This window comes from Pseudoxanthomonas sp. z9 (genome assembly GCF_006542425.1).
GTDB lineage: Bacteria > Pseudomonadota > Gammaproteobacteria > Xanthomonadales > Xanthomonadaceae > Pseudoxanthomonas_A.
Genome location: NZ_VFID01000003.1, coordinates 386,485 through 398,813, shown reverse-complemented (window position 1 = coordinate 398,813; position 12,329 = coordinate 386,485). Strand labels below are relative to the sequence as shown.

General features: G+C 67.6%; 12 protein-coding genes. 10 read left to right on the top strand and 2 right to left on the bottom strand.

Annotation, left to right across the window (positions count from 1 at the left end):
• Genes FG323_RS04220 through lolD form a run of 6 tightly spaced genes read left to right on the top strand, consistent with a single transcriptional unit; the run spans nt 1 to nt 3,828 of the window.
• A complete protein-coding gene (locus FG323_RS04220) occupies nt 1-783 on the top strand; it encodes a succinate dehydrogenase iron-sulfur subunit (protein WP_141453181.1) in 783 nt (260 codons plus the stop codon).
• A gap of 4 nt (nt 784-787) precedes the next feature.
• Nucleotides 788-1,219: an MAPEG family protein gene (locus FG323_RS04215; protein WP_141453180.1), complete on the top strand. Its 432-nt coding sequence runs from the start codon at nt 788-790 to the stop codon at nt 1,217-1,219.
• Complete coding sequence (locus FG323_RS04210) at nt 1,216-1,467, top strand: succinate dehydrogenase assembly factor 2 (protein ID WP_141453179.1); 252 nt, start codon at nt 1,216-1,218, stop codon at nt 1,465-1,467. The genes FG323_RS04215 and FG323_RS04210 overlap by 4 nt, the downstream gene beginning before the upstream one ends.
• Nucleotides 1,418-1,867, top strand: a complete 450-nt coding sequence (locus FG323_RS04205; protein ID WP_141453178.1) for a hypothetical protein — start codon at nt 1,418-1,420, stop codon at nt 1,865-1,867. The genes FG323_RS04210 and FG323_RS04205 overlap by 50 nt, the downstream gene beginning before the upstream one ends.
• Nucleotides 1,868-1,871: 4 nt before the next feature.
• Nucleotides 1,872-3,119: a lipoprotein-releasing ABC transporter permease subunit gene (locus FG323_RS04200; protein WP_141453177.1), complete on the top strand. Its 1,248-nt coding sequence runs from the start codon at nt 1,872-1,874 to the stop codon at nt 3,117-3,119.
• Entirely contained in the window at nt 3,112-3,828 is a 717-nt protein-coding gene (gene lolD / locus FG323_RS04195) for a lipoprotein-releasing ABC transporter ATP-binding protein LolD (protein ID WP_141453176.1), read from the top strand. The genes FG323_RS04200 and lolD overlap by 8 nt, the downstream gene beginning before the upstream one ends.
• A gap of 40 nt (nt 3,829-3,868) precedes the next feature.
• Here the strand turns inward: lolD and FG323_RS04190 are convergent, their stop codons facing one another.
• Nucleotides 3,869-4,447, bottom strand: a complete 579-nt coding sequence (locus FG323_RS04190) for an HD domain-containing protein (protein ID WP_141453175.1) — start codon at nt 4,445-4,447, stop codon at nt 3,869-3,871.
• Nucleotides 4,448-4,488: 41 nt separating this feature from the next.
• Entirely contained in the window at nt 4,489-6,609 is a 2,121-nt protein-coding gene (locus tag FG323_RS04185; RefSeq protein ID WP_141453174.1) for a phospholipase C, phosphocholine-specific, read from the bottom strand.
• A gap of 459 nt (nt 6,610-7,068) precedes the next feature.
• Here FG323_RS04185 and FG323_RS04180 point away from each other — a divergent pair, with 459 nt between their 5' ends.
• From FG323_RS04180 to msbA, 4 genes are all read left to right on the top strand, one after another.
• On the top strand, nt 7,069-9,426 hold the full coding sequence (locus tag FG323_RS04180) for a DNA internalization-related competence protein ComEC/Rec2 (RefSeq protein WP_343192857.1): 2,358 nt from the start codon (nt 7,069-7,071) through the stop codon (nt 9,424-9,426).
• Between the two features lie 64 nt (nt 9,427-9,490).
• Complete coding sequence (locus FG323_RS04175) at nt 9,491-10,150, top strand: MotA/TolQ/ExbB proton channel family protein (protein ID WP_141453172.1); 660 nt, start codon at nt 9,491-9,493, stop codon at nt 10,148-10,150.
• 7 nt (nt 10,151-10,157) lie between these two features.
• Nucleotides 10,158-10,580, top strand: a complete 423-nt coding sequence (locus FG323_RS04170; protein ID WP_141453171.1) for a biopolymer transporter ExbD — start codon at nt 10,158-10,160, stop codon at nt 10,578-10,580.
• The gene (gene msbA, locus FG323_RS04165) at nt 10,577-12,328 is read left to right on the top strand and encodes a lipid A export permease/ATP-binding protein MsbA (RefSeq protein ID WP_255470015.1); all 1,752 of its coding nucleotides are present in this window, start codon (nt 10,577-10,579) and stop codon (nt 12,326-12,328) included. The genes FG323_RS04170 and msbA overlap by 4 nt, the downstream gene beginning before the upstream one ends.
• Nucleotide 12,329: the final 1 nt, after the last annotated feature.

Sequence of the window (12,329 nt, the reverse complement as noted above, 5' to 3'; positions counted from 1 at the left end):
ATGGCCGAATTCGCACTCCCGAAGAACTCCCGCGTCCAGAAGGGCAGGCATTTCCCCGCCCCGGGCGCGAAGAACCCGCGCACCTTCAAGATCTACCGCTGGAATCCGGAAGACGGGCAGAACCCGCGCCTGGATACCTATGAGGTGGATCTGGCGGCCTGCGGTCCGATGGTCCTGGACGCGCTGATCAAGATCAAGAACGAGATCGATCCGACGCTGACCTTCCGCCGCTCCTGCCGCGAGGGTATCTGCGGTTCGTGCGCGATGAACATCGACGGCACCAACACGCTGGCCTGCACGCGCGCCATTGGCGACTGCAAGAAGGCCGAGGTGCCGATCTACCCGCTGCCGCACATGAACGTGGTCAAGGATCTGGTTCCGGACCTGACCCATTTCTACGCGCAGTACGCCTCGATCAAGCCGTGGATCCGCACCCAGACTCCGGCCCCGCCGGATCGCGAACGCCTGCAGTCGCCGGAGGATCGCAAGAAGCTGGACGGCCTGTACGAATGCATCCTGTGCGCCTGCTGCTCGACCAGCTGCCCGAGCTACTGGTGGAACGGCGAACGCTACCTCGGCCCGGCGATCCTGCTGCAGGCCTACCGCTGGATCATCGATTCGCGCGACGAGGACACCGGTGCTCGCCTGGACGATCTGGAAGATCCGTTCAAGCTCTACCGCTGCCACACCATCATGAACTGCGCGCGGACCTGCCCGAAGGGACTGAATCCGGCGCTGGCGATCGCGGAAATCAAGAAGCTGATGATGGAGCGGCGCGCCTGACGCCATGGATACGCCGTCCGCCACTGCGATCCTCTGGCCCGCGGTGGCGATGGCGGGGCTGACCTTCCTGGTCTGGATCCGGCTGTACCACCTGCGGCTGGGCGAAATGAGGCGCAAGCGCATCGACGCCCAGGCGCTGGCCGGGTCGGCGGACGCGGCGCGCCTGTTGTCCGACACCCGCGCGTCGGACAACTTCCGCAACCTGTTTGAGGTGCCGGTCCTGTTCTACGCGGGCGTGCTGCTCGCCGCCCAGGCCGGCATCGGCGACGTCGCCCTGCTGGCGATGGCGTGGGCGTTCGTCGCCCTGCGTGCCGTGCACAGCGGCGTGCAATGCACCACCAATCACGTGATGACCCGCTTCGTCGCATACGCCCTGGCGACGCTGGTCCTGATGGCTTTCTGGGCGCGCATGGCCTGGCTGCTCTGGTTGGCATGAATCCCCAAGACGTGGAACTCAAGCGCATCCGCTGGCGCTGCCGGCGCGGCATGCGCGAACTGGATCAATTGTTCGAACGCCATCTCGATCGCGCCTGGGCGGGATCTTCCGAGGCCGAGCGCGGTGTTTTCCTACGGCTGCTCGATTGCGAGGACGATAAGCTCTGGCGCTGGTTCATGGGCTATGAGCAATGTCCCGATGGCGAACTCGCCGCACTCATCCAGCGCATCCGCGCATTGCCGGCTTGAATGGCGCCCCTCGCGCCTGTTGTGCGCGATCCTGATCCTGCTGGGCATCGGCGCCGGCCTGGCGGTGCTGGCCAGCGAAATGCCGCGTCCCGCGGCCTGGCCGCTGGCGGTGACCGCCGCCTTGCAGGGTGTCCGCCTGGCCCGTCGCGAAGCGCGCAGGCCGGTCCTGTCCTGGGTCTTCCCGGCCAGCGGCCCGGTGACCATGGAGGGGATACCAGTGCGGGAGGCCGAACTGGTCTGGCGCGGCCCGCTGGCCATCCTGCGCTGGCGGGACCGGCGGGGACGCCGCCACCGCCTGGGCTGGTGGCCCGACACCCTGCCGGCCCGGGCCCGGCGTGAACTGCGGCTGGCCGCTGGCATCGGTGGTGCTTCGCGCGCCCCCCGGCCGATGGCACCATAGGCCGATGTTCAAACCCGTCCCCGTCGCCATCGGCCTGCGCTATCTCCGCGCCAAGCGCCGCAACGGCTTCATCTCCTTCATCTCGCTGGCTTCCATCATCGGCATCGCGCTGGGCGTGGCGGTGCTCATCACCACGCTGTCGGTGATGAATGGCTTCCAGCGGGAAATCCGCGACCGCCTGTTGCAGATGACCGCCCATGCGACCGTGGCCGGCGCCGGCGAGGACATGCAGGACTGGCCGCACGCGGTGCGTGTGGCGATGCAGGATCCACGCGTGGCCGGCGCGGCGCCGTATGTGGACGTACAGGCGATGCTGTCCGGCAACGCGGATCCGCAGGGTGCGCTGGTCCAGGGCATCGTGCCCTCGGAAGAGCGCAAAGTGTCGGTGCTGGGCGACAAGATGAAGGCGGGACGGCTCGACTCGCTGCAGCCCGGCGAATTCAACATCCTGCTGGGGCAGGAACTGGCCGCCTGGTTGCGGGTGGGCGTGGGCGACAGCGTGGTCGTGACCGCCGGCAACTTCCAGGGCACGCCGATGGGGGCGATGCCCAAGATCAAGCGTTTCACCGTGTCGGGCATCTTCGCGGTGGGCCACAACGACATCGATCGCAACCTGGCAGTGGCGCACATCGCGGATTTGCAACGCGTGCTGCGGATGGGCGACGGCGTGACCGGCGTACGCCTGAAGCTGCACGACATGGACCAGGCGATGACCGTGGCGCGCGATCTGGTCTACCGGCTGGGGCACGTCTACCGGGTCAGCGACTGGATGAGCCAGAACGCCAACCTGTACCACTCGTTGAAGATGGAAAAGACGGTGATGGGCATTCTGCTGTCACTGATCATCCTGATGGGCGCGTTCTCGCTGGTGAACTCGCAGGTGATGCTGGTGACCGACAAGCAGGCCGACATCGCCATCCTGCGCACGCTGGGCCTGACCCCGCGCGGGGTGATGCAGGTCTTCATGGTGCAGGGGTCGCTGATCGGCATCATCGGCACCGTGGCCGGCGTCATCGGCGGCATCGCCCTGACTATGAACCTGGAAAGCATCCTCGACGTCATCGAGAAGGTGTTCAACGTGACCCTGCTGCCGCCGGATGTCTACTACATCACCGGTCTGCCGTACGACCTGAGACCCGACGATGTGACGACCATCGCCTGCGTGGCGCTGGCAATGAGTTTCCTGGCCACGCTGTACCCGGCCTGGCGCGCGGCCCGGACCCAGCCGGCGGAGGCCCTGCGCTATGAGTGAGAAGACAGCGACGGCCGACGGCACCGTCATCCGCGCCGACCACCTTGGCAAGACCTACGCCGAGGGTAAGATGCGCACGCCGGTGTTCGATGGCCTGGAACTGGCCGTGCATCCCGGCGAGACGGTCGCGATCGTCGGCGCGTCCGGCGCCGGCAAGAGCACGTTGCTGCACCTGTTGGGGGGGCTGGACACGCCGACCGCGGGCGAGGTGTACGTCGCCGGGCAGAAGATGTCGGCGCTGTCGGACGCGGCGCGCGGCCAGCTGCGCAACCGCGCGCTCGGTTTCGTCTACCAGTTCCATCACCTGCTGCCGGAATTCACCGCGCTGGAGAACGTGATGATGCCGGTGATGCTGGGCGGCGCTGATGCGAATGCCGCGCGCCAGCGTGCGCGCGACCTGCTGGAAGCGGTCGGCCTGGGCCACCGCATCGAGCACAAGCCCGGTGAACTGTCCGGCGGCGAGCGTCAGCGCGCCGCGGTGGCGCGTGCGCTGGTCAACCAGCCGGCCTGCGTGCTGGGTGACGAACCCACCGGCAACCTGGACGAAAAGACCGCCGCGACTGTGTTCGATCTGATGCTCGGCCTCAACCGCGCGCAGAAGACCAGCCTGGTCCTGGTCACCCACGATCGCCGTCTGGCCCGTCGCCTGGACCGCGTGCTGGAACTGCACGAAGGCAAGCTGCGCCAGCTCGCCCACGCCGACGTCTGACCGTAGAGCAGAGCTTGCTCCGCTGTTCGCAGCTCCCGCCTCAGGCGCCGAAAAACTCCCGCTCCCGCGCTTCCGCCAGCCGGACTTCGAGATAGCGCCACAGCGCCGGGCATCCGGCCTCGATCGGTGGTCCAACCCGCCGCACCACGCGCTCGTGGCTGATGCCGTTCTCGCGCCAGCTCTGGCCCTGGTTGGCCAGGTTCAGCAAAACCGGCATGGCGCGGTCGACGGCATTGGCGAAGATCGCCTCCGGCGTTTGCGCATCGTCGAATTCCTGCCACAAGGCGAGCAGTGGTCCGCCCTCGGACGCCGGCAGCAAGCCGAAGATACGCCGTACCGCCGCCAGCTCGGCGGCCTTGCGTTCCTCCCAGCCACCCTCCACGAAGGCCATCGTGTCGCCGGTGTCGATTTCGCCGATGTCATGCACCAGCAGCATGCGGATCACCCGGTCCATGTCGATGCCCGCCGGCGCATGCGGCGCCAGCGAACTGGCCAGCAGCGCCAGCTGCCAGCTGTGTTCGGCGGAATTCTCGTAGCGGTCGCTGTCGCGCAGGCGAATCTTGCGGGTGACCGCCTTGAGTCTGTCCACTTCCAGGATGAAATCGACGATGGCTTGCATGGCGCTCGTTGTGGCGTGTGGAAATCGAAGCAGTGGAGCGCTCAGGCTCCCATCGCCGGATCCGAGATCCCGTCGATCCCGGTTTCCAGGCGCCCGGCGAAGCGGCGCAGGAAACCATCCACGCCCGTCACGCTGAAATCGTACCAGCCACCGTGCGCTGAGAGGGGCCGGCGCCATTGCCTGCGCTGCCCGGGCGCGAGTTCGGCGGTGCGGGGACCTTCGTTGCGATAGGCGTTGGCGACGAGCGATATGGCACCGGGATGTGCGCCATTGTTGGCGACCGCCAGCAGCAAGGACGCGGTGGCCACCTCGTATGCCGCTTTCGCCTCGAGGGCCGCGCGTGCGTGGGTGTCGCCGCGGAAATGGCGATGGAATCCGTTTGGTCCGAGCACCCACAGGTCGTAATGGCCGTCATCCGTGGTCCGTGTGTCCCAGGTGCCGGCGAGCTGCCGGCCGGCCTCGACCGCGTAGCGCCGTGGAACGCGCTCCAGGTGCAGGCGATCGTAGACGTGGAAGACCGCGCCGGCGCGTCCGCTGTTGATGAATTCCAGGGTCACCGTGCCATCGTTCTGCACGTCGCCGTGCACATGCAGTTCGTAGGGCAGGGCGCGGGACGGGCGGCTGCCGGTAGCCTGCCGGGGGGGCCGCTGTTGGCCTTCCGCGGGTGGCAACAGCGCCGGCAAAGCTTCCTGGGCGGTGCGCAGCGCGTCCGCCGCCGACCTGCGCTGCCGTGGCAGGCGCGGCGGCACTTCATCGTTCGGGTTGGCGAAGTTGAAGGCGCTGGTGAGATCGCCGCCCATCGCGCGACGATAGGCGCTGATGTTCGGTTCGGCCACGCCGAAACGCGCTTCCAGGAAGCGCAGCACGGAGGTGTGATCGAACACCTGCGAATTGATCCAGCCGCCGCGACTCCAAGGCGACACCACGTACATCGGCACGCGTGGTCCCGGCCCGTAGGGGCGGCCATCGGTGTGGTACTCACCCGCCGTGGACACCGTGGAAGCGCCGGCGAGCGTGCCATCGGCCGCGAACGCCGGCGCGGCAGGTGGCGGCACGTGATCGAAGAAGCCGTCGTTCTCGTCGAAGTTCACCAGCAGTACCGTCCGGCTCCAGGTGTCCGGATCCGCCGTCAACGCTTCCAGCACCTGCTGCGTGTACCAGCCGCCCTGCACGGGACTGGAGGGATCCGGATGCTCGGAATAGACCGCGGGTGCGACGATCCAGGACACTTGCGGCAACGTGCCTGCGGCGATGTCATCCTTCAGCGCCTGCAGGAAACCGCCATCGGGCAGGGTATTGCCGACGCCTTTCAGCAACGGGCTGATCGCTTCGTCGTCGCTCCGGTAGGGCGGGAAGGCCGTCGCCTTGGGCGGATTGCCGCGCGCGCGGTTCGCCTCGCGATAGGCACGGAAGCCGGCGAGCGGATTGTCGGTGAAGTTGTCCGGCAGGTTCTGGTATACCTTCCAGCTGACGCCCGCGGCCTGCAAGCGTTCGGGATAGGTGGTCCAGCGATAGTCGCCGCCTTCGGCATCGAACGAATCGCCGCTGTTGTCGATCACCGGTCCACCTGCCGCGCCGGCCGGGTCGTTGGTGCCGCTCCAATGGAACAGGCGATTGGTATTGGTGCCGCCATGGAACGCGCAGTGATAGGCGTCGCACAGGGTGAATGCGTTGGCGAGGGCGAACTGGAACGCGAGTTCGGCCTCGGTGTAGTAGCCCATCGACTGCGGCTGCTTGTGCGTCGGCCAGTCCTGCATGCGTCCCAGGTCCCATGCCGCCTGGGCATCAGGATAGCTGTGCGGGGTGCCCGGAACGCGTTGCGCGTTGCCGCTGCGGCTGTCCAGGTGATAGGGCAGCACGATGCGCGAAGCGCCTTCATGCGTGTAGCGCTGATGCCAGACCGTGTGGTCGCCGGCCAGCGGTATCGGGAAACGATCACCGAATCCACGCGCGCCGCGGAAGGTGCCGAAATAGTGATCGAAAGAGCGATTCTCCTGCATGAGGATTATCACGTGCTTCACATCGCGGATCGTGCCGGTGGCGTGATGTGCCGGGATCGCCAGCGCGCGGCGGATGGCGGGTGGAAAGGCGGCCAGCGCCACCGACGCGGCGACGCCCGCGCCCGCGCGGCGGAGGAAATCGCGTCGAGTGTGTGAGGTCATGGCGTGGGCCTGGTATGAAATTCTGGCGTGGCAACACGAACAGGGATTGTGTTCACGTCGGCGATGATGCTTCGACGCATCGCGCACGTCGAAAGCACGCAGTCTCGCGGCGTGGCGGAAACGGCGTCAATAGCACGGCGCATGCTACGGCCCCCACGATGAAACAATCGAAAGAATTCGCCGTTCCGCCCTTGCGAGTGGCGTCGTGGCATGCAATGACGCGGTGGATGCGTCGATGCATGTCGGGCTTGCCTGACATGCATGCGCGGCTTCCACCGATTCCGTCGTGCACGAGCGGCGCGTAGCGTCGCGTGGTGCCTGGAAAGGAAGCCAGCGGTCGTGCATGCCGAAGGAAATGGAAGTCCGCCGGAACCCGGTTGCCCATTGGGCGGGTCCGGCGGAGACCGCGTACCGGATCGCGAATGCCCGCGACGCGAGGGCGGCCGCCTCAATTCCGGGGTGCCTGCCTTGTTCGGCGTGGGAACCGCCGTCGCGCTGCTGGCCGGTGCCGGTCTTTGCCTGTCGATGTCCGGACTTCCGGCAGCGATGCTGTTGTGGAGTATGGGTATCGCCGGTGCCGTGGCCTGGCCGTGGCGCTGGCGTGGCCGCTGGCTGGGCGCATTGCTGGTCGGATTCGCGTGGGCCGGCTTGCAGGCGGGCTGGTCCCTGGCGTTGCGGATTCCACCGGATCTGGAGCGGCGCCCGCTGGTCGTGACCGGGACCGTCGCCGATCTGCCCCAGCACGAGGCAAGGCGGACCCGGTTCCTGTTCACCGTGGAAGACGGCGAGGGACCGGCGGCGGCACTGCAGGGGCGGCGAGTCATGCTGTCCTGGCATGACGACCACGGGACCCGGCTGGCCGGCCCCCGCTTGAAACTGCGCGCCGGTGAACGCTGGCGGCTGAACGTCAAGCTGCGGGCGCCGCGCGGCCTGCGCAACCCGGGCGGATTCGACAGCGAAAAACACGCGCTGCTGCAACGCGTTGGCGCGACCGGCCACCTGCATCGCCCCGAGCGCGCGCAACGGCTTGCCGGTGCCGCCGGCGTCGATGCCTGGCGCGAGGTGATGGCCGCGCGCATCGGCCAGTCAGTCGCTTCGCCTTCTTCGCGTTTCGTACGTGCGCTGGCGCTTGGCGATACCCGCGGGCTGACCCGGGATGACTGGCACATTCTGCGCGCGACCGGGCTGACCCACCTGATCGCAATCTCGGGCTTCCATGTGGGCATGGTGGCCAGCGCGATAGCGCTGCTGGTCGGCGGACTGTGGCGGCTGTTTCCCGCGTGGGCGCGGTCACTGCCACGCCCGCAGGCCATGGGCCTGGCGGCGGTATTGGCCGCGCTGGGCTATGCCGTCCTGGCGGGTTTCGCGTTGCCGACCCTGCGTACCGTGTTGATGATGGCGGTATGGGCGGCTGCCCGGCTCGGGCGCCGGCCCGCTGGCGTGGCTGATGCGCTGGCGCTCGCACTGATTGCGGTGCTGCTGTTCGACCCGCTGTCGCCACTGGCCGCCGGGTTCTGGTTGAGTTTCGGCGGTGTCGCCTGGCTGGCCTGGTGCCTGCCGGCGAGCGGCACCGGGCACTGGCTGCGCGGATTCCTCTCCGCGCAGGCGGTGGCCACGGTGGGATTGCTGCCATTGACGGTGGTGCTGTTCGATCAGGCTTCGCTGGCCGGCCCCTTCGCGAACCTGATCGCCATCCCCTGGTGGAGCCTGGTGGTGGTGCCGTTGTCGCTGCTGGGCACCGCGGCCGAGGCACTGTTTCCCGGTGCAGGGGCATGGCCGTGGCAATGGGCAGCGGCCTGTTTCGACTTGACCTGGCCGGGGTTTCGATGGCTGTCTGGCAGTCGTTTTTCCCTCTGGTGGCTGCCGGAGGCGGCGCCCTGGGCGGTGGGCGTGGCGCTGGTCGGTGCGTTCTGGATGCTGCTGCCGCGCGGCGTGCCGGGCAAGCCGCTGGCAGCCCTGCTGTGGCTGCCGCTGCTGTGGCCGGATCGCGGACTGCCGCGGCCCGGCGAGGTCCAACTGGCGATGATGGATGTCGGCCAGGGACTGTCGGTGCTGGTCCGGACCTCGGAGCATGCATTGCTGTACGACATGGGACCGGCGATGCGAGATGGATTCGACGCCGGCGATCGCGCGGTGGTGCCGGCGCTGCGCGCCTGGGGCGTTCCACGACTGGACCGGGTTGTGGTCAGCCACGACGACAACGACCACATCGGCGGCCTAGCCAGCGTGCTGCGCGCCTTGCCAGCCGGTGTCGCCCAGGCGCCGCCGGGCCAGACCGCCGCGGTGGAAGCGGCGCTGCCCGCGCGGTTGGACGCTGCCCCGGGACCGGCCGTCCGCACCTGCGTGGCAGGCGAGGCTTGGGAGTGGGATGGCGTGCGCTTCCACTTCCTGCATCCGCACCGTCATTTTCCCAATCTCGGCAACGAGTCCAGTTGCGTGCTGCGGGTCGAGACCGCGCACGGCGCGGCGTTGCTGACCGGCGACATCGGTGAGGTGATCGAACGCGAACTGGTCCGACGATTCCCGGTGCAGGTACGTGCCGAGGTGGTGTTCGCGCCACACCATGGCAGCGCCGGCTCGTCGGACCCCGCTTTCGTCGCCGCGGCCGGCGCGCGATTGCTGCTGGTCTCCAGCGGTCACCGCAACCGGTTCGGCCATCCCAAACCGCAGGTGGTGGCACGGTGGCAGGAAAGCGGGGCGGAAGTGGTGGGGACCGCCGAGGGCGGGGCGATACAGGTCTGGCTGGCGCCGGAAGGGCTCGCGGTGCGTGAACGTCGTCACGCCCGGCCCAGGCTATGGGATGCGGCGCGGCGCTGAGGGGCGGCTGGGCTATCCTATCGCCCATCGATGCAACGGCTCCCCGGAGCCCCGAGGACTTAACGTGCTTGAACTGGTCAAGGCCGGCGGTTGGCCGATGATCCCCCTGCTGCTGCTGGCGGTGCTGGCGCTGGCGATCGTGGTGGAGCGTTTCTGGACCCTGCGGCGCAAGGAAATCATGCCGCCCGGCCTGGGCGAGGAAGTCCGCAACTGGGCGGTGCGCGGCCAACTGGAGCCCGCCCACATCGAATCCCTGCGCCGGACTTCGCCGCTGGGCGAACTGCTGGCCGCCGCGCTGGAGGTCCGCAATCGTCCGCGCGATCAGATCCGCGAACGCATCGAGGACACCGGTCGCCATGTGGTGCACCGGATGGAGAAATTCCTCAACGCGCTGGGCAGCATTGCCTCGGCTGGCCCGCTGCTGGGCCTGCTGGGCACGGTGGTCGGCATGATCCAGATGTTCCTGGGCATCCAGGACAGCGGCGTCGGCGACGTCAACCAGTTGGCCGGCGGCATCGGCAAGGCGCTGGTGTGCGCGGCCACCGGCATGATCGTGGCGATTCCGGCGCTGATGGCGCACCGCTATTTCCGTGGCCGCATCAACGGCTACGTGGTGGAAATGGAGAAGGAAGCGATGAAGCTGCTCGACGCGCTCGATGCACGGCAGTCCAGGCCGGCCACCCGTCCGATCCCCGCGTCCGCCACCGCGGCGGTCGGCGCCTGAGCCGCGCATGAGGATTCGTGACGACCGCGCCCACGAGGAGCCGGAGATCAACCTGGTGCCGTTGATCGACGTCATCCTGGTGCTGATCATCTTCTTCGTCATCACCACGACCTTCGATTCTCGCTCGATGCTGCAATTGCAATTGCCCAGCGCGAAGGGCGAGCCGGTGGCGGCCCAGGCCAAGACCCTGAGCGTGCTGGTCAACGCCGACGGTCATTACTTCGTGGACGAGCACGAGGTCCTGCGCACCGACGTGGATGCGCTCAAGCAGACCATCGCCCAGGTCGCCGGCGAGGATCGCCGGCGGCCGGTGCTGTTGCGCGCCGATGCGCGCACCCCGCACCAGGCGGTGGTGACGGCCTACGACGCCCTGGCGCAATCCGGCTTCCGCACGATCCAGATCGCCACCGCGCCGGAGGTGAAGCGGTGAGTGCGCAGCAGTCCTCTCCGTGGCAGACCTATCGGCGCCTGCTGCGGTTTGCACGCCCCTACGTGGGCCTGCTGTTGTTGGCGTTGCTGGGAGCATTGCTGGAAGCGGCTGCGGGCAGCGGCTTCCTGGCACTGATGAAGCCCATCACCAACGGGCTGGTCACGCCAGAGAACCTCAAACCCTGGATGCCGCTGGCCATCATCGGCCTGTTCGTCATCCGCGGCGTTGCAGGCTATGTGACGGACATATCCATGGGACGCTCGGCTCGCAGCATCGCCAGGGATCTGAGGATCAAGGTATTGGACAAGTACCTGCGGATGCCGGGGCAGCGTTTCGACAGTGAACCGGTTCCCTCGATGCTGGTTCGACTGGGCTCGGACTGCGATCAAGTGGCGCAGGCCGCGGTGGATGCCATGAAGGTCGTGGTCCAACAGTCATTGCAGGTGATAGGCGCGCTCATCGTCATGCTGGTGTACAGCTGGCAGGTCACCCTTACCATTCTCGTTCTGGCGCCTCCTCTCGCCTGGGTGATGGACAAGGTCGCAAAGCGTTATCGCCGTATCAGCCACCGGATCCAGGAGAGCAGTGGTCAGCTGTTGCAGGCTGCCGACCAAACCCTGTCCAGCCACCAGGAAGTGAAGGTGTATGGCGCGCAGCACGCGGAGCTTTCGCGTTACAGCGCGCTGGCCAACAACAATTTGCGTCTGGCGATGAAGGTCGAGTCGACGCGCGCCGTGTCCTCGGCGACGGTCCAGCTGATGGGCGCGGTCGGACTGGCCGCCCTGTTGTTCATTGCCGGCCGCGAAGCCGTCGCCGGCCGGCTGACGGCGGGCGACTTCGTTGGCCTGATGACGTCGATGATCGCCATCATCCCCGCGCTCAAGCAGCTCACCAACGTTCAGAACATGACCCAGCGTGGCGTGGCCTCGGCCGAGCGCCTGTTCTCGGTGCTGGATGCGCCCGACGAGGTCGATACCGGTACCCGCCCACTGGATCGCGCGCAAGGCCTCATCGAATTCCGCGGCGTGACCGCACGCTATCCTGGCCAGGTCAGGCCCGCGCTGAGCGATATCAGTTTCATTGCCCGCCCCGGTACCGTCACCGCCATCGTCGGCCGATCCGGTAGCGGCAAGTCCAGCCTGATCAAACTGATCCCGCGTTTCTACGAACCCGAGGCAGGCCAGATCCTCGTCGACGGGCATCCGGTGCAGGACTACCCGCTGGCCGATCTGCGCCGCCAGATCGCGCTGGTGGGCCAGCAGGTGATGTTGTTCGACGGCACGGTCGCCGCCAATGTCGCCTTCGGCGAAATGCAGGAAGTGCCGGAGCCGGCGCTGGTGCAGGCCGTCGAAGGCGCCAACGCGATGGAGTTCGTCCGCGAGTTGCCGGAAGGCCTGCAGGCCCAGGTCGGCGCCAAGGGTGGACGCCTGTCCGGCGGCCAGCGCCAGCGCCTGGCGATCGCGCGGGCGATGCTGAAGGACGCGCCGATCCTCATTCTGGACGAAGCGACCGCCGCGCTGGACAACGAATCCGAGCGGCTGGTGCAGAACGCCCTGCAGAAGCTGATGCCGGATCGCACCACGCTGGTGATCGCGCACCGCCTGTCCACCATCGAACACGCCGACCAGGTGCTGGTGCTGGATCAGGGCCGGCTGGTCGAACAGGGCACGCATGTTGAACTCCTGGCCCGCGACGGGCTCTACGCGCACCTGCATCGCATGCAATTCCGGGAAGGCGACGGCGAGTGAG